This window comes from Cellulomonas sp. plas2, from assembly GCF_057221735.1.
The window spans coordinates 2,883,390-2,907,170 of record NZ_CM170155.1 but is presented as its reverse complement, the minus strand read 5'-3'; the positions used below and the strand labels follow the sequence as shown (position 1 = coordinate 2,907,170).

Genomic DNA, 23,781 nt, shown 5'->3' with positions numbered 1-23,781 from the left:
GGATGCCCTCGCTAGGGTGACGCGAGCCGTCCCCCCGCCCCCCACCGGAAGGAACCGGGTGCCCACCCCGCTGACCGTCGTCTCGTTGAGCACGTCCTGCTGGGGGGCGGAGGAGAGCCTGCTCACGCTGCTCGGCCACCTCGACGTCCCCGCGCGGGTGGCCGCCCCGGCGGGGGAGCTCGTCGACGCGGCCCGCGCCGCCGGGCACGCGACGCTCACGCTCACCGACCCCGCCGTCCTGCGGCTCGGGGACATCGGCAAGGGCATCGGGGCCGCCGGGACGGGGCCCGCGCTGCTCGGGGCGGCCGCGGCGCTCGCGGGGCAGCCGCTGTGGGGGCAGGGCCCGGTCGTGAGCTTCTCCATGTGGCTGCACCTGCCGCTCGCGCTCGCCGGGCGGGCGCGTGGGGCGCGCGTCGTCCTCGACCTGCACGACGGGCCGTTCACGACCGCCGGCGCCGCGGTGCAGTCCGCGGCGGCGTTCGCGGCGACGCGCGTGGTCGCGACGAGCCGGACGGCGCTGGACCACGTGGGGCGCTGGCCGCACCGGCGCGCCGCGGTCGTCCCGCGTCCGGTGGAGCTGCCGGCGGGGCTCGTGGCCGCCGTCCCCGGTGCCGCCGGGGCGATCCCGGGCGACGAGGTCGTCGCGGACGGCACGACGCCGCTGCGGGCCGTCATCGTCGGGCGGCTCGACCCCGAGAAGCGCGTGGACGTGGCCCTCGAGGCGCAGCGCCGGGCGCGGGCGGCCGGCGTGCCGGTCGAGCTGACCGTCGTCGGGGCGCCGCACAACGGCGAGCCGGGTCTGGACCACCTGCGCGCGCGCTGGCCCGACGCGCGCTTCACCGGGCGCCTCCTGCACGATGCCGTGCTGACGGAGCTCACCGGCGCGGACCTGCTGGTCAGTACCGCCACCGGGGAGGCCTTCGGCCGGACCGTCGTCGAGGCGGCGCTGCTGGGCGTGCCGTCCCTCGTCGTCGGCGGAGGACCGGCGGAGAACGTGCGCGACGGCCGGACCGGCCTGCTGGCCACCGGCACCGGCCCGGACGAGGTCGCCGCGGGCCTGGCCCGCGCGGCGGCCGACCGGGCGGCGCTGACGAGCATGGGAGCGGCCGCGCGGGCCGAGCTCGGGGCGCTCTGCGACCCCGCGACGGTCACGCGCCAGTGGTGGGCGGAGGTGGCGGGATGAACCGCGCGGTCCTGGTGAGCAAGCACGTGCCCTACCCGTCGACGAGCGGCGGCGCGCTGCGCGAGGCCGGCGTCGCGGCGATGCTGCGCACCGTCTTCGACGACGTGCACGTGGTCGGCTTCGGCCCCGAGCCGGAGCCGGCGCTCGTCCCTGACGGCGTCACCGTGCACGCCTTCGAGGGCTCCGACGACGCCCGCGGCGTGCTCGCGGCGCGCTCCCTGGTGATTGGCCGCTGGTACTCGGCCGCCATGGCCAAGCGCATCACCTCGCTGCTGCTGCCGGGCACGCACCTGCACGTCGGCTTCCCGCACATGGCCGTGGCCGCGCCCTCGCCCGCCCGCATCGACTCCCTCGACCTGCACAACGTCGAGAGCGACCTGCTGGCCCAGCGGGCGGCGCGCCGCGGGGCCGTCCAGCGCCGCCTCCTGGCCGCCGAGGTCGTGCGCATGCGCGCCTGGGAGCGGTCGCTGGCCGGCGTCCCCGTCATCACCTGCGTCTCCGAGAACGACCGGCAGCGCCTGGCGACCCTCGGGGTGCCGGCCGTCGTCGCCCCCAACGGCACGAACCTCCCGGCCGACGTGACGCCGCCGACCGGGCACGGCCTGGCCTTCGTCGGCTCCCTGGACTGGGAGCCGAACGTCGAGGGCGTGCTGTGGTTCACCCGGCAGGTGTGGCCGGCGCTGCGCGCGGCCGACCCCGCCGTCACGGTGACGGTCGCCGGCCGGTCGCCGGGCCCGGCGCTGACGTCGCTGGACGTGACGGGCGTGCGCGTCGCCGGGGACGTGCCCGCCGTCGCACCCGTCTACGAGGGGGCGGCGCTGGCCATCTGCCCGCTGCTCACCGGCGGCGGCTCGCGCCTGAAGATCGTCGAGGCGCTCGCGCACGGCCGGCCCGTGGTCAGCACCTCGCTCGGCGCCGAGGGCATGGAGGACCTGTGGGGCCGCGGCGTCGTCATCGCCGACGAGCCCGCCGCCTTCGCCCGGGCCGTCGCGGACCTGCTGGCCGACCCGGCCGAGCTGGCCCGCCTGGGCCGTGAGGGCCGTGCGGCCGTGCAGGAGTCGTGGTCCTGGGAGGCGACGCTGCGGCCGATGCGCGACGCGATCGTCGCCGGGCGGGCGGAGGGGGTCGCGTGATCAAGGTCGCCGTCGCCAACGAGTACAACCTGCGCGACAACGTGCCGCGCTTCCACGAGGGGCGGTACGCGCGCCACCTGCTGTTCGGCGTCCAGCGCCTCGTCGGGCCGGAGTTCGCCGTGCGGTTCGTCGGCGAGCGCCTGCCGGGACGGCTCGGCGCGGACCGCCGCCTGCGCGCGCTCGCGACGAACCTCCGCGCGCTCGCGGCGTGCCTGCCGGGGCCGGGCCGGGCGGACGTCGTCTATGCGACCCACACCTGGACCGCCGTGCTGCCGGGGCTGGTCAAGCGCCTCACCGGCCGGCCGCGCCGGCTCGTCACCATCGTCCACGGGCTGCCCGGGTCCGTGCGGTCGCGGCCGGCCCTGTTCGGCTGGGTGTTCGGTGCGCACGACGCGCTCGTGTTCCTCAGCCCCACCGACCTCGCCGCGGTGCGGCCCGGCCTGCGTCCCGGCCAGGACGCGTTCCTCGCGCCCTGGGGGCCGAGCGAGGAGTGGGGGCACGTGGACGCGGACGTCTCCTCCGCCCACCTGCGCCCGTCCGGCGCGCCCGACGAGCCCTTCGTCTTCGCCATCGGCAAGAGCAAGCGGGACTGGGCCACGCTCGCCGCCGCCCAGCGGCTGGCCGGCTTCCCGCTCGTCGTCGTCGCCGGGCCGCGGTGCGAGGTCGAGCCGTCGCCGCGCGTCGCGGTGCACCAGCCGCGCCCGGGCACGGGGGAGGCCCTGCCGCTCGACGAGGTGCTCGCGCTCTACCGCGACGCCCGCGTGCTCGTGCTGCCGCTCGTCGAGGACCCGAGCCTCAACGGCTCCACCGCGCTGGTGGAGGCGCTCGCCAGCGGCAGCCGGGTCGTCATGACGGCGACGCGGGCCATGGCGGGCTTCGCCGACCTCTACCCTGGCTGGGTGCTGACCGCACCTCCCGGCGACGCCGCCGCCCTCGCGGAGGCGATCACGCGCGCGCTCACCGAGCCGCTCCCGGCGCAGCGACCCGTGCTGCCCACGGCGGAGCGGTTCGAGGCGAAGGTGCTCGCGGTGCTCTCCGGGCGGCGGAGCGACGAGGTGACGGGCTGAACGCAGCTGCCGCACCCGCGCGCCTCGTCGCCGTCGACGTCTGCACCAAGCGCCGGCCCGTGGGCCTCGCCCGCCTCCTCGACAGCCTCGCGGCGCTCGAGAGCCCGGGCGCGGACGTCCGCGTCGTCGTCGTGGTCGCGGACAACGACCCCGAGGCCTCCGCGCGCGCCCTGGTCGAGGCGCGGGCGGACCGCTTCCCGCACGCGCTCGTCTACACGCACGCCCCGCGGCCCGGCATCCCCGCGGCCCGCAACGCGGCGCTGCGCGCCTCGTTGTCCTGGGCCCGCGCCCAGCCCGGCGCGGACCCCGAGCACCCGCTGGACGCGGTCTGCGTGGTCGACGACGACGAGTGGGTGGTGCCCGGGTGGTTGCGGGAGCTCATGAGCACCCGCGCCGCGACCGGAGCCGACGTGGTGACGGCGACGGTGGAGCCCGTGTTCGTCGGGACGCCGCCCGACTGGGCCGTCGCGGGCCGGTTCTACGAGCGCGACCGGTACCCGACGGGCACGTCCCTGGACTACGCCCGCACGAGCAACGTGCTCGTCGACGGGCGGGTCTTCACCGCCGACGGCCTGCGCTTCGCCTCCGTCGGCATGCCCGGCGGGTCGGACACCTTCTTCTTCGAGCGGGCGCGGCTGCGCGGCCGGCGGATCGTCTGGTGCGACGAGGCCGTCGCGTACGAGGAGGTGCCCGCGGAGCGGGTGTCGGCGCGGTGGCTGGTGCTGCGCCAGTACCGCTACGGCCTCGTGCGCAGCGCGGTGCTGCGCGCGACGGTGCCCTCGCGCGCGCGGCACGTGCGCCGCGCGCTCGCCGGGGCCGGGACGGCGGCCTGGGGCCTCGCACGCCTCGTCGTCGGGGTCGCCGACCCCGTCCGGCGCGTCGCCGCCGCGCGGGTCGTCGCCTCGGGCGTCGGGCTGGTGCTGGGGCTCGTCGGTGTCACCTACGACGACTACCGCGAGGTCCACGGCCGCTGACGCGGTTCGTGCCGCGCCTGCGGCGCACGCCGTGCCCTCGGTCGTGCGTGCCGCGGCGTCAGCGCCCGAAGCGCGCGCGCAGGGGGCGCGGCAGCTCCAGCAGGAACGACAGCCCGACGCGCCGGGCGACGGCGTCGACGACGAGGCCGACGCCCACCGCGAGCGCCACGGCCAGCAGCGGCAGGACCACCACCGCCGCCACGGCCGCGTGCCGCAGGGCCGGCACCTCGTCGCCGCCCCACAGCACGAGCTGGAAGACGATGGGGTGCGTGACGTACACGGGCAGGGTGCGCTGGCCCACGTACCGCCCCACCGCCGCGAACGGCCGCCACGCGACCGCCCTGGCGACGAAGCCCGCCGCGAAGGCGAGGGCCACCGCACTGCTGAGGGTGAGCAGCAGGCCGCGCACGGGGTGCACGGTCGGGATGCGCGAGGCGGCCAGCAGGACCATCGCGCCGGCGCCGAGACCGAGCACGGGCAGCCACCGGGCCGTCGACGTCCAGCGCATGATGGTGTCCCGGCCGTACACGCCCAGCGCGAAGAAGAGCGCGTACTGCGGGATGCTCACCCACGTGCGGAACGTGTCGACCTGCACGGCGGCGCACACCACGGAGACCACCGCCAGCACGCCGAGCACCACCGCCGGCGGGACGCGGCGCAGCGCCGCCAGCACCGGCACGTACAGCGCGAGCGCGAGCAGGTACCACAGCGGGCTGTCCGGCACGACGAGCTGCTCCGGCGACGCCTCGAGCGCCCAGCGCGGACGCCACGTGCTCGCGGGGGTCAGCACGGCGACGAGGAGGTAGACCCCGGTCCAGACCGCGAAGAGCCAGTACGTGGTCACCGAGCGGTAGACCGTCGTCGAGCGGTGCAGCCCCTCGCGCACCTGCCGTGCGAGCAGGAGGCCGGACACGCCCAGGAGCAGCGGCATCCGCACCGCGGACAGCACGAAGCCGACGAGCTCCCACCCCTGGCCCAGCGGGCCGTCGATGCTCCAGTGCTGGAAGGACCACTGGACGAAGTGGAAGAGGACCACGGCCAGCACGGCGTACCCGCGGGCGGCGTCGACCCAGAGCAGCCGCGCCTTCGGACGCGCCGCGCTGGACGAGCCGCCCGAGGCGGGAGCGGAGGGGCCCGCGACATCGGGCGCGGGTCGGCCGGTCTGCTGGGCCATGGGACCTCTCGGGCTGGGGGACCGCCGGCGGGCGGTGGGTCCGGCGGGGGGAGGTGCGTCCCCCAGCGTGGCGTGCCGGGGGCCCGCGCGTCACCCCCGCGGGGTCGATGGTGGCGGGACTCACGCAGCGTGGCCCCCGACCGGTGGTGGTCGGGGGCCGCGCGGGGCTCAGCGGATCAGCTGCTGAGGAACGTCACCGTGGCGGTGCGCGTCCCGCCGCCGGGCAGGTCGAAGACCGCGGTCATCGTGTGCTTGCCGGGGGACAGGGGCCGGGCGTCCCACGGGACCGCGTTCGTGGCCGTCCCGCCGCGCATGTCGTACGGTGCGGTGAAGTCCGTGCCGATCGGGGTGCCGCTGGCGTCGGTGTCGTCGAGGTAGAAGCGGACGCGCTCGACGTCGAAGGTCGGCTTGGCGTGGATGTACACCCGCGAGGAGGACACGCCCATCCAGGACAGCGGCAGGGCGCCGAGGCGGGTCGAGAGCCAGGAGACCTTCAGCACGCGGCCGTCGACCGTGCCGCCGGCCGACGGCGCCGGGTCCGGATCCGTGACGGGGTCGGACTCGTCGGGGGTGTTCGCCGCGCCCGCGCCGAAGAACGTCTTGTACGCCGCCGCCGCCTTCGGGAAGCGCGAGCTGTAGAGGGAGTGCGTCTGCTCGCAGAGCGTGCCGCCGGTGTAGTTGAAGTAGGTCTCGTAGTAGTAGTCGTGCGTCGTGAACCACTTCGAGAGCTGCTCGATGAAGTACGGGTCGTCGTTGCCGCCGTTGCCGTCGCAGCGGTAGGTCAGCCCCCACTCGGGCATGGAGTTCCGCTTGCCGTGCGCCTTGGCGAAGTCGACGCTCCACTGCAGGCCGTAGGGCATGGTGACGAAGCGGTTCCAGCGCTCCTCGCGCTGGTCGGGGCTGTACGACCAGCTCTGGTTGTACAGGGAGGTGCCGATGAGGTCGACGTACGAGTCGCCGGGGTAGGCGCTCACCTTGTCGAAGCCCGAGGTACCGGCGCCGGGGTTCGGCGCCCACTCGAAGCGGAAGGCCTCGCCGTCGACGGACCGCATGGCGCGCACGATCTGGCGCCAGTAGGCGACGTAGGTGTCGGCGTCCGGCACGGCCGACCAGCGGAACCAGTCGCCGTTCATCTCCCAGCCCAGGCGCAGGATCGCGTCGCGCTGGCCGTTGTCCACGAGGTGCCGGGCGAGCTGGCGGAAGTAGGTGTTGTACTCGCCGGCGGCGCCGCGGCTCATGGAGCCGCCGCTGGCGGGCAGCATCGGCACGGAGTACGTCATCTCGTAGCCGCGGCCGGCCCACTGCTCGACGATCCACGGGTCGCTGAGCGTCCGCCACGTCGTGCCGTCGACGAAGTCCTGGACCACGTCGACGTCGCGGCCGCGCCAGTCGCCGAACTCGGCGACGCTGGCGACGCGTCCGCCGCGACCGTAGACGCCGGACAGGGGTCCGTCGTCCGCGGCCGAGGCGGCGGCGGGCACCGCCAGGCCGACCGCCAGCAGGGCGGCTGTCGTCAGGGTGGCGGCGAGGGCGCGGGGCCTCCACCGTCGGGCTGCTGCGGGCATGGAGGTGCGTCGCATCGGCTCTCCTTGGTTCGTTCTTCGGGTGCCATGCCGGGCGGACCCGGGGCAGGGCGCACCGACGCGACCCACGGCAGGAGGGTCGCGACGGCATCAGGACAGGGGCTGCACTGCCCCCAATGCGCCCGGTGCACCACCTGCGACGGCGGTGCCCGGCGACGACAGTACGGGTGAAAAATGGTTTCACCCAGGGTCCAGGGACGTGACGCGCGCAACATTCAGCAGTGTGTGGTACAAGAGCCGGCGGCGATGGGGGACGGGTCGGCGGCGGCCGTGCAGGGCCTGCGCAGGGACGTGTCGTGCCTGGTCAGTGCAGGAACGGGACCGTCTCGGTGCGTTGCTCGCCGCTCGCGGTCTCCACGACCACGGTGAGGGTGTGCTCGCCGGGCTCGAGGTCGGGGACGGTCCACGGCAGCGGCCTCTGCCCGTCCCGGCCGCCCAGGTCGAAGGGCGCCTCGTCGCGCACGGCGAGCGGTCGGGAGGACGCGTCGGGGTCGTCGAGGTACCAGCGCACCCGGACCGCGTCGGCGCCCACCCGGGCGAAGACGTACACGTCCCCCTCGAGGCCCGTCCACGCGAGCTCGCGCGCCCCGGCCCGAGACGGCGACCAGCTCACGCGCAGGGGCGTGCCGTCGTCGGAGTCGTCGCCGGAGTCGTCGCCGGAGGCGTCGTCCGCGCCGGCGGCGGCGTCGGTCCCCCCGTCGCCGCCGAACCGGTCGCGGTACGCCTCCGACGCCTCCGGGAACTGCCGCTCCCCGACGTCCCCGGACACCCGGTGGACCTGGTCGCAGGAGTCCTCGCCCGTGTAGTCGAAGTAGGCCTCGTAGAGGTAGTCGTGCGCGTCGACCCAGTCGGCGACCGCGTCGATGAAGAACGCGTTGTCGCCGCCGCCGTTGCCGTCGCAGCGGTACGCCAGGCTCCACTCCGGCAGGCTGCTCCGCTTCCCGCGCTCGGCCGCGAAGGCGACGTTCCACGCCAGGCCGTAGTCCCGCTCGACGACGTCCTCCCACCGCGGGACGGCCTCGTCCTCGTCGTGCTGCCAGCTCTGGTCGTGCAGCGACATGCCCACGACGTCGACCCAGGCGTCGCCGGGGTACGCGGACAGCGGGTCGAAGCCGGCGGCGCCGCGGCCGGGCTGCGGCGCCCACTCGACGAGGAAGTCGGCGCCCGGCACCGAGCGCAGGGCGTCGACGGCGTGGCGCCAGAAGGACACGTACGCCTCCGGGTCCTCCACCGCCGACCAGCGGAACCAGGGCCCGTTCATCTCCCAGCCCAGGCGCAGCACCGCGTCGGCCTGGTCGTTCTCGACGAGGTGCTCCCCGAGCGCGACGAAGTGCTCGTCGTACGCGCCGGTGGCGCCGTCCGCGAGCGTGCCGCCCGACCGGGGCAGCAGGGGGACGGACCACGCCATCCGGTAGCCCGTGCCCGCCCACTGCTCGACCACCCAGGAGTCGGTGATGTCCTCCCAGGTCGCGTCGGCGAGGAAGTCGGCCACGACCGGCACGTCCCGTCCGCGCCAGGCGGCGAAGGACTCAACCGTGTCCGTCCGCCCGCCCCGCCCGTACACGCCCGAGAGGACCTCGGGCTCCGCCTCGCCGGCCCCGCCTGCCTCGTCACCCGGGGGCGAGGGCGTCGCGGCCGCGGCCAGGTCCTCGGGGGCCGGAGCGGGAGTGCGCGGCACCAGGGTCGTCAGCAGGGCGACGACGGCGAGCGCCGCCAGCACCAGACCGACCATGCGTCCCCACCGGGTGCGGGTCGGCCGGTGCTCAGCAGGGGCCGGGGCGGGCGGAAGGGTCGTCGACATCGCCGTCCATGGTGCACGAGCCGCCTGCGAGCGACCTGCCCGTCGCGACCCCGGAGGGGTGACGCGCGTCGCACCTGCGGCGACTGACCCCCTATCCCTACGTCAACGTGATGCTCGCCACGTTCGGCCTCTGTGCGGCTGCGCGACGCCGCCACCTGCGCTAACGCTCCGTCAGAGCGACGGGGGACACATCTGGTCGAATCGGACGATCCGTCGAAAGGGTGCGTTCCTCCGGGGTACCTCGTTACCGTCGGTGAGGCGCACACAGCGCCGACGCAACGAGGCGCCAGTCCGGCGGGGGCACGACGCACGGAGGTGACGCTTGACGATCGAGCATGACGTGAAGGGCCTGCAGCAGGCTCAGGGACAACGGCGACGGGAGTGGGGCAGCACCCGCTCCCCCGAGCAGTGGAGCACCGACTACCGGGTGCTCCTCTGGATCAGCGACACGGTGGCCGTCGCGGCCGCCGCAGCCGCGGGCTACTTCTTCCACCTCGAAGGCGCCACGCCGGTGCTCTCGGGTGGCTTCGCGGCCCCGCAGGCCGCGTTCTCCGCGGTCCTGCTCGTCGCCTGGCTCACCGCCCTGGCCGCCGGTCGCACCCGCGACCGCCGCCTCATCGGCACCGGCCCCGCGGAGTACACGCGCGTGTTCGCCGTGTCGTGGCGGCTGTTCGCCGCGATGGCCGTCGTCGCCTTCATGGGCGGCATCGACATGGCGCGCGGGTACCTCGCCATCACGTTCCCGCTCGGCGTGCTGCTCCTGCTCGTCGGCCGGTTCGCCCGGCGCCAGGCGCTGCACCGCCAGCGCGCCGCCGGGACCGCCGTGTCGTCCGTCGTGGTCGTCGGCCACCGGGAGCGGGCCGCGGAGCTCATCGACGTCCTGCACCACAACCCGCGCGCCGGCTACGCCGTCGTCGGGGTGTGCATCCCCTCGGGCGAGGTGCGCGAGGACGAGTCGGTCCGTGGCGTGCCCGTCCTGGGTTCCATGGCGGACGCGGCCGAGGTCGCGCAGATGCTCGCCGTCGACGCCGTCGCCGTGACCGGCGCGGACGCGATCACCATGTCGACGGTCCGCCGCCTGGGCTGGGAGCTCGAGGGCACGGGCATCGACCTGGCGCTCTCGCCCGGCCTGCTCGACGTGGCCGGCCCGCGCATGATGCTCAAGCCCGTCAACGGCCTGCCGCTGCTCTACGTCGACGAGCCCACGTTCCGCGGGGCCCGCTACGTCGTGAAGTCGGTCTTCGACTGGGTTGCGGCGCTGCTCATCACGATCGCGCTGTCCCCGGTGATGCTCGTCGTCGGCCTGCTGGTGAAGTTCACGAGCCCCGGCCCGGTCTTCTACCGGCAGGAGCGCATCGGCCGGCACGGCATGCCGTTCGGGATGATCAAGTTCCGCTCGATGTACCCCAACGCGCACGAGCGCCTCGCCGAGGTGCTGGCCGCCGAGGGCATCACCGAGACGGGCATGTTCTACAAGCCCAAGAACGACCCCCGCATCACGCCGGTGGGCAAGGTCATCCGCAAGTACTCGCTCGACGAGCTGCCGCAGCTGTTCAACGTGCTGCGCGGCGAGATGAGCCTCGTGGGCCCGCGCCCGCAGATCCACGCCGAGGTCGCGCTGTACGACGAGCAGGCGGCCCGCCGCCTCCTGGTCAAGCCCGGCCTGACCGGTCTGTGGCAGGTGTCCGGGCGCTCCGCGCTCGAGGCCGACGAGGCCATCCGCCTCGACGTGACCTACGCGGAGAACTGGACCATGTTCGGCGACCTGGCGATCCTCGCCCGGACCGCCAAGGTCATGGTGACGGGGGACGGCGCCCGCTGACGGCGGCCCCTCGCAGGACCCGGCCCTCGGGCCGCACGCACGACGAGGACCCGGCCGGGTGCACCTGGCCGGGTCCTCGTGCGCCCGCAGGTCAGCCCGGGAGCGGGGGCTGGACCTGGGGCAGGTGCGCGCGGAGCCGCTCGGCCGCCGCGTCGAGGCGCTCCGCGGGCTCGTCGGTGCGGGCGTTCGCGAACGTCAGGCTGCTCTCGTCCCAGGCGGGCAGCACGTGCAGGTGCAGGTGCGGCACCTCGAAGCCGGCGACGAGCAGTGCCGCCCGCGGTGCCCCGAACGCGCGCTGCTGCGCGGCGCCGATGCGCTTGGCGACGACGACGAGGTGCGCGAGCAGGTCGTCGTCGGCGTCCGTGAGCTGCTCCACCTCCTCGCGCGGCACGACGAGCACGTGCCCGTCCGTGATCGGCGCGATGGTGAGGAAGGCGACGCAGCGCTCGTCGGACCAGACGAACCGGCCCGGGATCTCGCCGTCGATGATGCGCGTGAACAGGGTGGCCATGGCCGCCAACCTACGACCGTCGCCCGGTGCCCGCGACGCCCCTCAGCCGCGTGCGAGCTCCTGCAGCGCCAGCACGGTCCGCCAGTTCCGCATCGTCCCGGTCCGTCCCGCGACCCGCGACAGCACGGCCGGCGTGAGCCGCGAGCGGCCCTGGCCGTCCGGGTAGTGCAGGTAGGCCTCGCGCGAGGTCCAGACCACGGCCTCGCCGCCGTAGCGGGACAGGTCGGTCCCCGCCGCGCCGGGGACGACGTCGTCGTTCCAGAACGCGACTGCGAGGTGCGTGGGCTCCTGCCGCGCCACGTCGGGGAAGGGGCAGCCCTCGACGAGGGCGTCGAGCTCCGTCGCGGCCCGGACGACGACGGGGACGTCGAGACCGAGGTCCGCGGCCAGCGCGGCGGACAGGCCCGCCGCCACGTCCGCCGGCGCCGCCTCGGGGTCGGCCGTCGTCAGCACGACGTTCCCGCTGGCCGCGTACGTGCGCACGTCGGTGTAGCCCGCACCCTCGGTGATCCGCCGCAGGTCGGCGGAGCGCACGGTCCGACCCCCGACGTTGACCGCCCGCAGCAGCCCGACGACGCGCGCCGCCCGCTCCTGCGCGACCACGCCCGCGACGTCGGTCAGAGGTAGGCGGCCGGGTCGAACTCGTCGACCGGGATGATCCGGATGCGCGGCAGGACGACGTTGAAGGCCGCCACGTCGTGCTCGAGGTCGAACGTCTGCAGGCCGCGCGTGACCAGGCCGGAGAGCGAGTGGTTCGTGAACTCCCGGAAGGCCAGCAGCCCGACCCGGCGCCCGCCCTCGTCGACGAGCCGCTCCATCTCGGGGAAGAAGTCGCCGTCGTGGCTGGCCAGCAGCACGTCGCCGTCGCGCTCCGCCAGCGCGGCCAGGGTGCGCTTGATGCCGATGTCGACGACCTTCTCGGTCGAGGAGCCGGCGAGCGGGATGGGCCGGAAGCCGATGGCCATGAGCGCCTGCACGAACGGCATCGGCAGCGACCCGCTCGAGGCGTTGAGGAAGAACAGGCCGCGCGCGGGCTGGCCCCAGCGCTGCTCGGCGAAGCCCAGGACGCGCTCCCAGCGCGGGCGCTGGTCCGGCGTCGGCCGGGCGTTGAGGATCGAGCTGCCCAGCGTGGCGTCGATGTTCTCCCCGTCGACGAGGACGTAGGTCTGGCGCGTGTCGACGGCCCCGGTGCTCATGCCGCGAGCCTAGTGACAGCGGGCACGCAGCGGACCGGCCGTGGCGGGGACGAGTGGCCGGGATGAGAAGGTGCTGCCGTGAGCGAGCAGAGCGCGGCGACGACGCCGGTGTCCGAGGGCGGGACGCCGGCGGCGCCGTCCGCAGCCGTCGCGGCCGCCGCGTGGGAGTCGCTGTTCCGCGCGCAGGTGGCGCTCATGCGGCGCTTCACGCGGGAGGACGTGTGGGGGCCGCTGTCCGTGCAGGAGTACGACGTGCTCTTCGCGCTGTCCCGGGCGGAGGGCCGGACGCTGCGGCTGCGCGACATCCACGAGCACGGGCTGCTCACGCAGCCGTCGGTGTCGCGGCTGGTCGACCGGCTGGAGCGGCGCGGATGGGTGACGCGCGGCCCCGTGGCCGGGGACGCCCGCGGCGTGGCGGTGACGCTCACGGACGCGGGGCTCGAGCTGCAGCGGGAGGTCGGCCGGCGGCACGTGCGCTCGATCCAGCGGCTCGTCGGTGGCGCGCTGGACCGCGACGAGCTCCTCCAGCTCCAGGACCTCACCCAGCGGCTGCGGGCGGCGCAGGCGGACCTGCCGGACGCCTGACCGCCGAGGGGGGACCCCGGCCGACCGGTTGTGGCCGTCGCCACGGTCGTCGCGAGGTTGCTGACGACCTGTCGGGACCTCGGGCCCATGAGCGCACCCCGGGTCGCTGGTCGACTGAGGGGGTGCGGCACCGGGCCGCGCGGGGAGGGCGTCATGAGGGTGCTGGTTGCGGTCGCGTCGAGGCACGGGGCGACGTGGGAGATCGGGGAGGCCGTCGCGCGCGTCCTGGGACGTGCGGGGCACGAGGCCGAGGTCGTCGAGCCGGGGGCCGTCGGCACGCTCGAGGGGTACGACGCCGTCGTGCTCGGGTCGGCCGTGTACCTGGCGCACTGGGTGCCGGTGGCGCGCGAGCTCGCGGCACGGTTGGCCGACGAGCTGCGGGAGCGGCCCGTGTGGCTGTTCTCGTCCGGGCTGGCCACGCAGCCGGCGGCGTCCGCCAACTCCCCGCACGAGCTGGCCGAGCTGCGGGAGCGCATCGGCGCCCGCGGGCACCGGTCCTTCCGGGGGCGGCTGGACCGCTCGCTGCTGAGCTTCGCCGAGCGCGCCGTCATCGCCGGCGGCCGGGCCCGGGAGGGCGACCACCGGGACTTCGCGGCGGTGGAGGCGTGGGCGGCCGGCATCGCCGACGAGCTGTCGGACCTGCAGCGCCAGGGGCACGCCGCGGGCGCGGGCCTGCACGCGGCGATCTGACCGCGATCCGACGGGCCCTGGTCACGGGCGTCGGCGCCTGTCCGCACCGAGGGCACGGGACCTGACGCCCGGTCCGGATCGACGTCACTGAGAGGACGCCCGCTCCCGGGCGGGGGCCGCGTCGGCGGGGATGGGACCATGGACGCCATGTCCACCGACGTGCTCCCGACGGGCGCCGAGCAGCCCACGACGCCCCCCGACGTGCGGCCCTACGACGCCGTCATGCTCTACTCCTTCGGCGGCCCCGACGGCCCCGACGACGTGCTGCCGTTCCTGCGCAACGTCACCGCGGGCAAGAACATCCCGGACGAGCGGCTCGCGCAGGTCGGCGAGCACTACATGCACTTCGGCGGCGCCAGCCCCATCAACGGGCAGAACCTCGCCCTGCAGGCCGCGCTGTCCGACGAGCTGCGCCGCCGCGGGGTCGAGGTCCCCGTGCTGTGGGGCAACCGCAACTGGACGCCCTACACGCGCGACGCGCTGACCGAGGCGTACGAGCGGGGCGCGCGCCGGGTGGTCGCCCTCGTCACCAGCGCCTACTCCTCCTACTCGGGCTGCCGCCAGTACCGCGAGGACCTGTGGGCCTCGCTCGAGCAGGTCGCGGCGTCCGTGGGCACCGCCGAGCACCCGCTCGCCGTGGACAAGATCCGCTCGTACTTCAACACCCCCGGCTTCGTGCAGGGCAACGTCGACGCGGTGACCGACGCGGTGGCCGAGCTCACCGCGCGCACCGGCGGCGCGCCCTACCGCATCGTCTTCGTCACGCACTCCATCCCGACGACGATGGAGGCCGCCTCCGTCGTGGCGCAGGCGCGCTACTCCGAGCAGCACCTCGAGGTCGCGCGCCTCGTCGCGCAGGCCGTGGGGGAGCGCACCGGCACCGCGCCGGAGTGGGACCTCGCGTACTGCTCGCGCTCGGGCCCGCCCAGCCAGCCGTGGCTGGAGCCCGACGTCAACGACCACCTCGAGGCGCTCAAGGCCGCGGGCACGACGAACGTCGTCCTCGCGCCGATCGGGTTCGTCTCGGACCACATGGAGGTCGTCTACGACCTCGACACCGAGGCGCTGGAGACGGCGGCCGAGCTCGGGATGACCGCGGTCCGCGCGGGGACGGTCGGGACGCGGGCGCCCTTCGTCGAGGGCCTGGTCGACCTCATCCTCGAGCGGGCGGAGCACGCGCGCGTACGCGACGCCGGCGGCGAGCCCGGCCCGGGCGTCACCGTGGGCGGGCTGCCGCCGTTCCGCGAGATCTGCGCGCCGGGCTGCTGCCTCATGCGCGACGGGGAGCCGTCGGGCCGGCCCGCCGCCTGCTCGGTGGACCCGCTGCAGTGAGCACCCAGCCGCACGACGCCCAGGGAGCACCCGTGAGCACCGCCACCCCCGCCGAGCACACCACCGAGCACACGGCCGAGCACACCGTCGAGCCCACCGCCGAGCACGCGCCCGACCACGAGGCCATCAACGCCCGCATCGCCTACACGATGTGGTCCGTCTTCTCCTTCACCGGCGCCGCGCCCGAGGACGCGGCGGCCCGGCGGGCGGAGGCGGCGGACGCGCTCGCGGCGGTCGCCGACCCCGGGCTGACGGTCCGCGGCTGGTACGACGTGTCCGGCCTGCGCGCCGACGCCGACCTCATGGTCTGGTGGCACGCGGAGACGGTCGAGGAGGTGCAGGGCGCCTACGCCCGGCTGCGGTCCACGGAGCTCGGCGCCCAGCTCGAGCCCGTCTGGTCCGTGGTGGGCCTGCACCGGCCCGCGGAGTTCAACCGCAGCCACGTCCCGGCGTTCCTGGCGGGGGAGGCCCCCGGCGCCTACGTCTGCGTCTACCCGTTCGTCCGCTCCTACGAGTGGTACATCCTCCCCGAGGACGAGCGGCGGGAGATGCTGCGCGAGCACGGGGCCGCCGCCCGCGACTACAAGGACGTGCGCGCCAACACGGTCGCCTCGTTCGCGCTGTCGGACTACGAGTTCATCCTCGCGTTCGAGGCCGGGGAGCTGTACCGCATCGTCGACCTCATGCGCGAGCTGCGGGCGACGCAGGCGCGCCGGCACGTCCGCGAGGAGGTGCCGTTCTACACCGGCCCGCGCGTGGAGCTGGCCGACTGGCTGGAGGCCCGCCCGCGCGCCTGAGGTGCGCGTTCGGCGGCGTCCGGGTCCCGGTGTCCGGTCCCGCCGCCGCTCCTGCCCGCCGCCCCTGCCCGCGGGATGGACGTCCCGCGGGCAGGGCTGCCACGATCGGTCGCATGAGCGGCCTCGCGGGGACCTGGACCGTCGTGCGGATCGGTACGGAGGCCACCGCGGAGGGTGCGCAGGGCCGGCCGTCCCTGACGTTCGAGGGCGACGGCCAGGTGTTCGGCTACGGCGGCGTCAACCGGCTGCGGGGCACGTGGGCCCTGGACGTCGACCGGCTGGCGTTCGGCCCGGTCGTCGCGACGCGGATGGCCGGCCCGGACGACGTGACCGCGACGGAGACCGCCCTGCTGGCGCTGCTCGCCGGGCCCGTGCGGCTGACCCTGCAGGGCGGCCCCGACCACGCGGTGCTGCACGGCGCCGACGGCACCGAGGCGGAGCTGGTGCGCGCGGCCTGGACGTAGGCGTCGGCCCGGGCCGGACCGGGGACGGACCTGCGGCGACACGGGCGCGTGGCGGCCCGCACCCCGGGCCGCCAGGCCTGTCAGGGGTACAGCCCGCGGATCTGGTGCGCCTCCGCCACGCGCCGGACCCCGATGGTCAGCGCCGCGTCGCGCAGCGTGATGCCCTCGGCCCGGGCCGTGCGCGCGACGGCGGCGTAGGCCTCCAGCATCCGGCGCTCGAGGCGCTCCTCGATCTCGTTCTCCGTCCACCAGTACGCCTGGTTCGCCTGCACCCACTCGAAGTAGGAGACGACGACCCCGCCGGCGTTGGCGAGGATGTCCGGGACGACGGTGATCCCCCGCTCCGCGAGGACCCGGTCGCCGCCGGCCGTCGTCGGGCCGTTGGCGCCCTCGACCACCCAGCGGGCCTTGACCTGGCGGGCCGTCCCCTCGTCGAGCACGCCCTCCACCGCGGCGGGGACCAGCAGGTCCGCGTCGAGGGTGAGGATGTCCGTGTCCCCGAGCGGCTCGCCACCCTCGAAGCCGACGACCGAGCCCGTGGCCTGCGCGTGCCGCAGGAGCGCCGGCACGTCGAGTCCGTCGTCGGAGCGCACGCCGCCGTACTGGTCGGAGACGGCGACGACGCGCGTGCCGGCCTCCGCGAGGAACCGGGCCGCGTGCGAGCCGACCTTGCCGAAGCCCTGCACGACCGCGCTGACCTCCCGCAGGTCCGTGCCGGCATCGGCCAGCGCCGCGCGCGCGGCGTGCACGACGCCGCGGGACGTGGCCGTCGGGCGGCCGAGCGAGCCGCCGATGTCGATGGGCTTGCCCGTGACGACCGCCGGGATCGTGTACCCCTGGTTGACGGAGTACGTGTCCATGATCCACGCCATGGTCTGCGCGTCGGTGCCGACGTCGGGCGCCATGATGTCCCGCTCGGGCCCGATGACCGGCATGATCTCGCTGGTGTAGCGGCGCGTGACGCGCTCGAGCTCGGCCGACGAGTAGTGCCGCGGGTCGATGGTGACGCCGCCCTTGGCGCCGCCGTAGGGCAGCTCGACGACGGCGCACTTCCACGTCATCCACATGGCCAGCGCGCGCACCTCGTCGAGGTCGACCGACGGCGCGTACCGCAGGCCGCCCTTGCCCGGGCCGCGGGAGATGTTGTGCTGCACCCGGTAGCCGCGGAAGAGCTGGACCGTGCCGTCGTCCCGGCGCAGGGGCACCGACACGTTGATCTCCCGCCGGGGGGAGGCCAGCATCTCGGCCACCCCCTCCGACAGCCCGAGGATCTGCACGGCCGACGCGAGCTGCGCGCGCGCCGTCTCCAGGGGCCCGGCGTGCGGCGGCGGCGCCGTCATCGGGGTCGGCGGCGTGGGGGGTGGGGTGGGTGCCGGTGCGCTGCCGGTGCCGGGACGGCGGGGGTCGCCCGCCGCACCCGGGCCGGTGACGACGTCGTCGACCATGCCGGGGGTGCCCTTCCGCGAGGGGGTCAGGTGCCGCCGGTGGGCGGCCGCGCCCACTGTGCCACCGCCCGCGACGACGGGCATCCGTGCCGGCGGCGTGTCCCCCGGACGGGTCGTCGCCTCCGCCTGCCCGGTCAGGCGGAGGCGCGGACGACGAGCTCGGGCGAGAAGATGAGCGGCTCCTGCGGGGGGCCGCCTCGGAGCAGGTCGAGCAGGCGGCGCCCCGCGGCCTGCGCCATGGCGGGCACGGGCTGCACGACGGTGGTCAGCGGCGGCTGCGTGGACGAAGAGACGCCGAGGTTGTCGTACCCGACGACCGCGACGTCGTCCGGCACGCGCCGGCCCGCCGCGGCCAGGACGGGCAGGGCACCGGCGGCCATGAGGTCCGAGGCGACGAAGATGCCGTCGAGGTCGGGGTGCGCCGCCAGCAGCCGGCGCGCGGCGGCGGCGCCGGAGTCCAGCGTGAAGTCGCCGTGCTCGACCGCGTCGACCGGCAGGCCGGCGGCCGCCAGCGCGCGGCGGAAGCCGGCGAGGCGGTCGATGCCCGCCGACATGTCCGCCGGGCCGGCGATGGTGCCGATCCGCCGGCACCCGCGGGCGACGAGGTGCTCCGTCGCCAGGCGCCCGCCGGCGACGTTGTCGATGTCGACGTACTGCAGCCCGGTGGCGACCACGGACAGCGGGCGCCCGACGAAGACGTTCGGCACGTGGGAGTCCACGAGGGCGCGGTCGAGCGCGTCCTCGAGGTGGTGGGACACGACGACCGCGCCGTCCACGTGGCCGTTGCGCAGGTACCGCATGCTGCGGTCGGCCTGCCCGGGGCGGGTGATCATGAGGACGAGCTGGATGTCGTCGTCCTCGAGGGCCGCCGTCAGGCCGCGCAGGGTCCCCGCGAAGAACGGGTCGTTGAGGACGCGCTCGTCGGGCTCCGGGATGACGAGCGCCACGGAGTCCGTCCGCCGCAGCACGAGCGAGCGGGCCGCGCGGTTGGGGGAGTAGCCGAGGGCGGCCACCGCCTCCTCGACCGCGCTGCGCGCCTGGGGCGACACGCGCGCGTCCCCGTTGATCACCCGGGAGGCGGTGGACCGGGACACCCCGGCACGCTCCGCCACGGACTCCAGCGTCGGCACCGTCCGTGGTGCGGTCAGCTCGCTCGTCACGGTCCACCTCCTCCTGCCGGCCTGGCGCCGGACGCTACACGCACGGGCGGGGACCGGGTTCCGCCGGTCGGGGCGGGCGCACGGTGGCCCGCACGGGGTCCCTCGGGGTCCTGCTGCGGCGCGGGGAGCGCGACGGGACGGCCGCCCCCTGGGCCCGGCCGTCCCGCCGCGGTCTGCACCGCGGGGGCTGTCAGCCCTTGACCGCGCCCGCCATGATCCCGGCGACGAGGTGCCGGCCGGCGAGGAAGAACAGGATCAGCAGCGGCAGGGTCACGAGGAACACGCCGGCCATCACGAGCGAGTAGTCCACGAAGTAGTTCGCCTGCAGCAGCCGCACCGCCAGCGGCAGCGTCGGGTTGTTCTGGTTGAGCACGATCGAGGGCCAGAAGAAGTTGGTCCACTGGGAGACGAACGTGAACAGCGCGAGCATCGCCGCCGCGGGCCGGGCGGCCGGCATCGCGATGGACCAGAACGTGCGCAGCATGGAGGCGCCGTCGACGCGGGCGGCCTCGATGAGCTCGTAGGGCAGGGCCTCGGACAGGTACTGGGTCATCCAGAACACGCCGAAGGCGGTCACGAGCGCCGGCACGATGACGGCCTTGAGGCTGCCGATCCAGCCCAGGTCCGTCATGACGATGTAGAGCGGCACGACGCCGAGCTGGGTGGGCACGGCCATCGTCGCGACGACGAACAGCAGCAGCCCCCGGCGGCCGCGGAAGCGCAGCTTGGCGAAGGAGAAGCCGGCCATCGTCGAGAACAGCACGGTCGCGATCGCGCAGACGGTCGAGATGATGACCGAGTTGGCGAAGGCCTTCCAGAACGAGAACGCCGTGGACGTGATGACGGCGTTGATCTGGTCGAGCAGGGACCCGTCCGGGAACACCTGCGGCAGCGGGCTCTGCGCGATCGAGGTCGGGTCGGAGGACCCGATGACGAGCGTGTAGTACAGCGGCGCGAGCCCGACCAGCACCGCCAGCCCGAGCAGCGCGTACGTGATCGGGCCGGGACGCAGGGCGGCGCTGCCGTCGCCCCCGCCGCGGCGTCGGCTGCTGCTGCCGGGGCGGGACGCGCCGCCACGGCGCTGGGCGGCCTTCGCGGCACCGGGGCCGGCGGTCTGGGCGACGACGGGCACGGAGCTCATCACGGCCTCCTGTCGGTGGTGTCGGGGGAGTCGGTGCCGGGGTCGTGGATGCCGGTGGTGCCGGTGGCGTCGGTGCCGGCGGGGTGCGGCGCCGCCGTCGGGTCCGCGGGGTCCGCGAGCAGGGTGCTCACGCCGGCATGGGGCAGGGCGACCGGCCCGGACACGCCGGCCGTGGTCGGCGCGGGGGTGGAGGGGCCGGCGGCGATCGTCGGGGCCCCCGTGGACGTCGCGAGGGCGGCACGGGCCCGACGGTGGGCCGCGCGGCGCTCGCGGCGGGTGGGCCCGCCGGAGCCGTCGGAGGCGATCCGCTGCGTGATGAGGAAGTTCACCATCCCGATCACCAGGACGAGGATGAACAGCAGCCAGGCGACCGCGGCCGCACGGCCGAAGTTCTTCTGGTTGCCCCAGCCGACGTCGTACAGGTACAGCGTCGTGGTCATCCACTGGCGCGACGCGCCACCGAGGCCCTGCTCGTCGAACACCCGCGCCTCGTCGAAGATCTGCAGGCCGCCGATGGTGGCGGTGATGACGACGAAGATGATCGTCGCGCGGATCTGCGGGACGGTGATGGAGAAGAACTGCCGCACGCGCGAGGCGCCGTCCATGATTGCGGCCTCGTACAGCTCGCGCGGGACGGCCTGCATGGCCGCGAGGAAGATGAGCGCGTTGTAGCCGGTCCAGCGGAAGTTCACCATCGACGCGATGGCGATGTGGCTGGCCAGCGCGTCGACGTGCCACCGCACGGGGTCCATCCCCACGACGCCGAGCATCGCGTTGATGAGGCCGGACTTGTCGGCGAAGAGCCGGCCGAAGATGAGACCCACGGCGACGGGGGCCACGACGTAGGGCAGCAGCACGCCCATGCGCCAGAACGTCTTCGCGCGCAGGTTCTGGTCCAGCAGGGCGGCGATGACGATCGCCATGAGCACCTGCGGCACGGACGACAGGACGAAGATCGAGAACGTGTTGCGCAGCGAGAGCCAGAAGTTGGGCTGCGCGAAGACGTCGAGGTAGTTCTGGAAGCCGACGTACTCACCCTGGCCGCCGAGCAGGTTCCACCGGTGCACCGACACGTAGGCCGTGTAGAGCAGCGGGAACAGCCCGGTGATGGCGAACAGGATGAAGAACGGGGAGATGTAGAGGTAGGGCGAGACCTTCACGTCCCAGCGGGACAGGGTCTGGGAGAACTCGACGCGGCGCGCGGGCCGGGGCGCCGGGGCCCCGTCGTCCTGCGGGCGGGCGGGGCGGGCGGGGGTCTGGACGGCCATGGGGTCCTCGCGTCGTCGGGGCCGGGGCGGGCGTGGCAGGAGCCGGGCGGGGTGCGGGTGCGCGGCGGTCGCGCCCCGGGGTGCCGGGCGGCGGGGGAGGAGCCCCGCCGCCCGGCCGGTCCGGTCAGTAGATGCCGAGGTCCTTGGCGGCCTGGACGGCGCCGTCCCACGCGGAGTCCGCGTCGGCCGACTGCTCGACGTCCACCTTGGTGATGGCGTCGTTCACCGTCGTGTGGATGGCGAAGTAGTTCGGGCCCTTGTACGGCGCGACGTCGATGTTCAGCGCGCGCTCCGAGAAGATCTGACCCACGGGCGCGTCGTTGAAGAACTCGTTGGTCGACGACAGGAGGGTCTCGTCCTCGTACGCCTCGACCTGGCTCGGGAAGGTGCCCGCGTTAGTGAAGGCCTTGATTTGCGTCTCCGGGCGGCTCAGCCACTCGGCCAGCTTCTTGGCCTCCTCCGTGTGCTCACCGGAGGCGGGCACCGACAGGAACGACCCGCCCCAGTTGCCGCCGCCGCCGGGGAAGACGTCCGCGACGTCCCAGCCGGTGACGCCGCCAGCGCGCTCCTCGATGGGGCCGGTCATCCACGCCGGGCACAGCATCGTGGCGAAGCCGTCGGCCTGGAACGCGGCCTCCCAGTCGGGGGTCCACTGGTTGACGTGCGCCGAGAGGTCGTCGTCGACGGCGGCGGCGAGCGTCTGCTCGTAGATCGCCTTGACCTCCTCGTTCTCGGCGAGGTCCTTCGGCGTGCCGTCCATGTCCTCGTACGCCGCCTCCATCTGGTTGACGAGGCCCTGGTAGATGGCGTTGGCCGAGTCGAACCACGCCGAGTCGGACGCCGCGGTGAACGTGCGGCCGACCTCGAAGTAGTCCTCCCACGTCGCGTCGTCGCCACCGAGGAGCTCGGCGACCTCCTCGCGCTCCGTCGGCAGGCCGGCGGCCTCGAACAGGTCCGAGCGGTAGCAGATGGCCTCGGGGCCGGTGTCGGTCGCGTAGCCGAAGAGCGTGCCCTCGGGCGTCGTGGCCTGCTTGACCTTCCAGTCGGACCAGCGGCCCTCGACCGCCGGGTCGGACATGTCGAGGAACAGGTTGGAGCTCTGCATGAGCTCGGGCAGCCAGTCGACCTCGACGCCCTCGATGTCGGCGAGGCCGGCGCCGCCGGCGGCGAGCTTCGTCGTGAGGTTGGCGCGGGCGTCCTCCGAGCGGGCGGCCTTCACGTGCTCGACCGTGATGTTCGGGTTCTTCGCCGTGTACTCCGCCAGCAGCTCGTCGGTGTAGCCGAAGTCGTTGAACGTGGCGACGGTCAGCGTGATCTGCTCGCCGTCCGTGCCCTCGCTCGTCGCGTCGTCCGAGCTGCCGGAGCCGCCGCTGGAGCACGCCGCCACGAGGAGGCTGAGGCCGGCCGCGCCGGCCGTGACCTGCCACGCGGTCCGAGCACTGGTCCGTGTCCTGGTGCGCACTGTTGACTCCTTCGTCTCGTGGGGGCGTCCTCGCCCCCACCCGTGGTCGGCACCGCCGTCCGGGCACTCCACCGGCCGGGCGACGGGGACCGGGTACCGGTCCTGGGAGCGCTCCCGCGGTTCTGCGGGAGCGCTCCCACGCGCTGGATGGAACTGTTCCCTCCGCCCGTCGGGACTGTCAAGCCTCCCGCGGACCGTGACGTCATCGTTATGCGGGGCGGTGCGGCTCGCGGCTTGTCCTTGCAGGTCAGCGCGGTGACGGGTGAAACCGACCGTCCGATCGGTGTTCGGATGGGCGATCCGTCCTCAGGGCTGGGGGTGCTCCGCGAGCCAACGGGCGGCCACGCCGCCCTCGACGGACAGCGCCTGGCGCACCGCGCCCGACGCCGCCTGCTCCACGGCCGCGGCGAAGAGCGGCACCGAGGCCTTGAGCTCCCCGTCGTAGACGAGCCGGCTCGCCGCCGGGCCGGTCGGCTCCAGCCGGACGGTCCCCGTCAGGCGCAGCGGTGCGCCGTGGATCTCCAGCGCGACGGTGCCGGTGCGGGTGCCGTCGTCGGCCGCGGCCTCCCACGCCTCGGCCTGGCGGACGTCGAGGACGTTCCCGACGAGCGAGCGCATCTGCGCGGGGATCTGGTCGGTGGGCAGGGACCGGCGGGTGGTGACCGTGAATGACCCTGCGGCCGAGCCCGTCACGTCGACGTGCTGCTCCGTCGCACCCGTCGCGGCGACCTTGGCGGCGACGTAGGAGGGGTCGGCGAGCATGCGGCCCGCGCGGTGCGCGTCGGCCGGCACGTCGAGCGCCACGGTCAGGTGCATCGCCACTCCCTCTCGCCTCGACGGGCCCGTCGTGGTCCCGACCGGTCGCCGCCGCTGCCGACCGTACCGCCCCCGGTGCCGCGGCGGTCGTCCCGCGGCCACCGCGCCCCTCCCCCTTCCCCGCGCGGCCCGGCCGTCCCCGTCGGCGCCCGGGCCGCACGGCCCCGAGCCCTACGC

Annotated in this window: 21 protein-coding genes and 1 pseudogene; 10 read left to right on the top strand and 12 right to left on the bottom strand. The window is 74.9% G+C overall.

Going from position 1 to position 23,781, the window contains the following annotated elements; genetic code table 11:
* Positions 1-58 precede the first annotated feature (58 nt).
* Genes AC2TDM_RS13035 through AC2TDM_RS13020 form a run of 4 tightly spaced genes read left to right on the top strand, consistent with a single transcriptional unit; the run spans position 59 to position 4,357 of the window.
* Positions 59-1,183 (top strand): glycosyltransferase family 4 protein, encoded by a 1,125-nt coding sequence (locus tag AC2TDM_RS13035; RefSeq protein ID WP_484634886.1) that lies wholly within the window; start codon positions 59-61, stop codon positions 1,181-1,183.
* Complete coding sequence (locus AC2TDM_RS13030) at positions 1,180-2,316, top strand: glycosyltransferase family 4 protein (protein ID WP_484634885.1); 1,137 nt, start codon at positions 1,180-1,182, stop codon at positions 2,314-2,316. The genes AC2TDM_RS13035 and AC2TDM_RS13030 overlap by 4 nt, the downstream gene beginning before the upstream one ends.
* Entirely contained in the window at positions 2,313-3,383 is a 1,071-nt protein-coding gene (locus AC2TDM_RS13025) for a glycosyltransferase (RefSeq protein ID WP_484634884.1), read from the top strand. The genes AC2TDM_RS13030 and AC2TDM_RS13025 overlap by 4 nt, the downstream gene beginning before the upstream one ends.
* Positions 3,380-4,357 (top strand): glycosyltransferase family 2 protein, encoded by a 978-nt coding sequence (locus tag AC2TDM_RS13020; RefSeq protein WP_484636459.1) that lies wholly within the window; start codon positions 3,380-3,382, stop codon positions 4,355-4,357. Before AC2TDM_RS13025 ends, AC2TDM_RS13020 begins: the two co-directional genes overlap by 4 nt.
* Positions 4,358-4,415: 58 nt before the next feature.
* On the opposite strand, the gene AC2TDM_RS13015 is transcribed toward AC2TDM_RS13020, so the two are convergent.
* From AC2TDM_RS13015 to AC2TDM_RS13005, 3 genes are all read right to left on the bottom strand, one after another.
* Positions 4,416-5,531: an acyltransferase family protein gene (locus AC2TDM_RS13015; RefSeq protein WP_484634883.1), complete on the bottom strand. Its 1,116-nt coding sequence runs from the start codon at positions 5,529-5,531 to the stop codon at positions 4,416-4,418.
* 176 nt (positions 5,532-5,707) lie between these two features.
* On the bottom strand, positions 5,708-7,111 hold the full coding sequence (locus tag AC2TDM_RS13010) for a glycosyl hydrolase (RefSeq protein ID WP_484634882.1): 1,404 nt from the start codon (positions 7,109-7,111) through the stop codon (positions 5,708-5,710).
* Positions 7,112-7,418: 307 nt separating this feature from the next.
* Positions 7,419-8,846: a glycosyl hydrolase gene (locus AC2TDM_RS13005; RefSeq protein WP_484634881.1), complete on the bottom strand. Its 1,428-nt coding sequence runs from the start codon at positions 8,844-8,846 to the stop codon at positions 7,419-7,421.
* Between the two features lie 391 nt (positions 8,847-9,237).
* Here AC2TDM_RS13005 and AC2TDM_RS13000 point away from each other — a divergent pair, with 391 nt between their 5' ends.
* Positions 9,238-10,737, top strand: coding sequence for a sugar transferase (locus AC2TDM_RS13000; protein WP_239078858.1), 1,500 nt, complete (start codon positions 9,238-9,240; stop codon positions 10,735-10,737).
* A 91-nt stretch (positions 10,738-10,828) separates the two neighbouring features.
* Here AC2TDM_RS13000 and AC2TDM_RS12995 read toward each other — a convergent pair whose 3' ends face one another.
* The 3 genes from AC2TDM_RS12995 to AC2TDM_RS12985 are packed head-to-tail and all read right to left on the bottom strand — an operon-like array spanning position 10,829 to position 12,444.
* On the bottom strand, positions 10,829-11,248 hold the full coding sequence (locus tag AC2TDM_RS12995) for an HIT family protein (protein ID WP_484634880.1): 420 nt from the start codon (positions 11,246-11,248) through the stop codon (positions 10,829-10,831).
* 42 nt (positions 11,249-11,290) lie between these two features.
* On the bottom strand, positions 11,291-11,851 hold the full coding sequence (locus AC2TDM_RS12990) for a DUF1697 domain-containing protein (RefSeq protein WP_484634879.1): 561 nt from the start codon (positions 11,849-11,851) through the stop codon (positions 11,291-11,293).
* Positions 11,852-11,865: 14 nt separating this feature from the next.
* Complete coding sequence (locus tag AC2TDM_RS12985; protein WP_090031382.1) at positions 11,866-12,444, bottom strand: NYN domain-containing protein; 579 nt, start codon at positions 12,442-12,444, stop codon at positions 11,866-11,868.
* A 78-nt stretch (positions 12,445-12,522) separates the two neighbouring features.
* Here AC2TDM_RS12985 and AC2TDM_RS12980 point away from each other — a divergent pair, with 78 nt between their 5' ends.
* From AC2TDM_RS12980 to AC2TDM_RS12960, 5 genes are all read left to right on the top strand, one after another.
* Complete coding sequence (locus AC2TDM_RS12980; protein ID WP_484634878.1) at positions 12,523-13,029, top strand: MarR family winged helix-turn-helix transcriptional regulator; 507 nt, start codon at positions 12,523-12,525, stop codon at positions 13,027-13,029.
* Positions 13,030-13,182: 153 nt separating this feature from the next.
* The gene (locus AC2TDM_RS12975) at positions 13,183-13,719 is read left to right on the top strand and encodes a flavodoxin domain-containing protein (RefSeq protein ID WP_484634877.1); all 537 of its coding nucleotides are present in this window, start codon (positions 13,183-13,185) and stop codon (positions 13,717-13,719) included.
* Positions 13,720-13,866: 147 nt separating this feature from the next.
* Positions 13,867-15,051 (top strand): ferrochelatase, encoded by a 1,185-nt coding sequence (locus AC2TDM_RS12970; RefSeq protein WP_484634876.1) that lies wholly within the window; start codon positions 13,867-13,869, stop codon positions 15,049-15,051.
* A gap of 149 nt (positions 15,052-15,200) precedes the next feature.
* Positions 15,201-15,848, top strand: coding sequence for a hydrogen peroxide-dependent heme synthase (hemQ, locus tag AC2TDM_RS12965; RefSeq protein ID WP_484636458.1), 648 nt, complete (start codon positions 15,201-15,203; stop codon positions 15,846-15,848).
* 113 nt (positions 15,849-15,961) lie between these two features.
* Positions 15,962-16,312 (top strand): META domain-containing protein, encoded by a 351-nt coding sequence (locus AC2TDM_RS12960; RefSeq protein ID WP_484634875.1) that lies wholly within the window; start codon positions 15,962-15,964, stop codon positions 16,310-16,312.
* 80 nt (positions 16,313-16,392) lie between these two features.
* Here the strand turns inward: AC2TDM_RS12960 and AC2TDM_RS12955 are convergent, their stop codons facing one another.
* The 6 genes and pseudogenes from AC2TDM_RS12955 to AC2TDM_RS12930 form a co-directional block, all read right to left on the bottom strand.
* Positions 16,393-17,652, bottom strand: coding sequence for a Glu/Leu/Phe/Val family dehydrogenase (locus tag AC2TDM_RS12955; RefSeq protein WP_484636457.1), 1,260 nt, complete (start codon positions 17,650-17,652; stop codon positions 16,393-16,395).
* A 239-nt stretch (positions 17,653-17,891) separates the two neighbouring features.
* Positions 17,892-18,917, bottom strand: coding sequence for a LacI family DNA-binding transcriptional regulator (locus AC2TDM_RS12950; protein ID WP_484634874.1), 1,026 nt, complete (start codon positions 18,915-18,917; stop codon positions 17,892-17,894).
* A 190-nt stretch (positions 18,918-19,107) separates the two neighbouring features.
* Positions 19,108-20,058 (bottom strand): carbohydrate ABC transporter permease, encoded by a 951-nt coding sequence (locus tag AC2TDM_RS12945; protein WP_484634873.1) that lies wholly within the window; start codon positions 20,056-20,058, stop codon positions 19,108-19,110.
* Between the two features lie 260 nt (positions 20,059-20,318).
* A pseudogene (locus tag AC2TDM_RS12940) lies at positions 20,319-21,326 on the bottom strand (carbohydrate ABC transporter permease); the annotation flags it as partial.
* A gap of 124 nt (positions 21,327-21,450) precedes the next feature.
* Positions 21,451-22,788, bottom strand: coding sequence for an ABC transporter substrate-binding protein (locus tag AC2TDM_RS12935; RefSeq protein WP_484634872.1), 1,338 nt, complete (start codon positions 22,786-22,788; stop codon positions 21,451-21,453).
* Between the two features lie 306 nt (positions 22,789-23,094).
* Positions 23,095-23,604 (bottom strand): DUF2505 domain-containing protein, encoded by a 510-nt coding sequence (locus tag AC2TDM_RS12930; RefSeq protein WP_484634871.1) that lies wholly within the window; start codon positions 23,602-23,604, stop codon positions 23,095-23,097.
* Positions 23,605-23,781 lie beyond the last annotated feature (177 nt).

Coding starts and splice junctions, on each gene's coding strand:
- AC2TDM_RS13030 (WP_484634885.1), top strand. CDS start 1,180: ATGAACCGCGCGGTCCTGGTGAGCAAGCACGTGCCCTACCCGTCGACG.
- AC2TDM_RS13015 (WP_484634883.1), bottom strand. CDS start 5,531: ATGGCCCAGCAGACCGGCCGACCCGCGCCCGATGTCGCGGGCCCCTCC.
- AC2TDM_RS13010 (WP_484634882.1), bottom strand. CDS start 7,111: ATGCGACGCACCTCCATGCCCGCAGCAGCCCGACGGTGGAGGCCCCGC.
- AC2TDM_RS13005 (WP_484634881.1), bottom strand. CDS start 8,846: ATGGTCGGTCTGGTGCTGGCGGCGCTCGCCGTCGTCGCCCTGCTGACG.
- AC2TDM_RS12995 (WP_484634880.1), bottom strand. CDS start 11,248: ATGGCCACCCTGTTCACGCGCATCATCGACGGCGAGATCCCGGGCCGG.
- AC2TDM_RS12985 (WP_090031382.1), bottom strand. CDS start 12,444: ATGAGCACCGGGGCCGTCGACACGCGCCAGACCTACGTCCTCGTCGAC.
- AC2TDM_RS12975 (WP_484634877.1), top strand. CDS start 13,183: ATGAGGGTGCTGGTTGCGGTCGCGTCGAGGCACGGGGCGACGTGGGAG.
- AC2TDM_RS12970 (WP_484634876.1), top strand. CDS start 13,867: ATGTCCACCGACGTGCTCCCGACGGGCGCCGAGCAGCCCACGACGCCC.
- hemQ (WP_484636458.1), top strand. CDS start 15,201: ATGTGGTCCGTCTTCTCCTTCACCGGCGCCGCGCCCGAGGACGCGGCG.
- AC2TDM_RS12960 (WP_484634875.1), top strand. CDS start 15,962: ATGAGCGGCCTCGCGGGGACCTGGACCGTCGTGCGGATCGGTACGGAG.
- AC2TDM_RS12955 (WP_484636457.1), bottom strand. CDS start 17,652: ATGACGGCGCCGCCGCCGCACGCCGGGCCCCTGGAGACGGCGCGCGCG.
- AC2TDM_RS12945 (WP_484634873.1), bottom strand. CDS start 20,058: ATGAGCTCCGTGCCCGTCGTCGCCCAGACCGCCGGCCCCGGTGCCGCG.
- AC2TDM_RS12930 (WP_484634871.1), bottom strand. CDS start 23,604: ATGCACCTGACCGTGGCGCTCGACGTGCCGGCCGACGCGCACCGCGCG.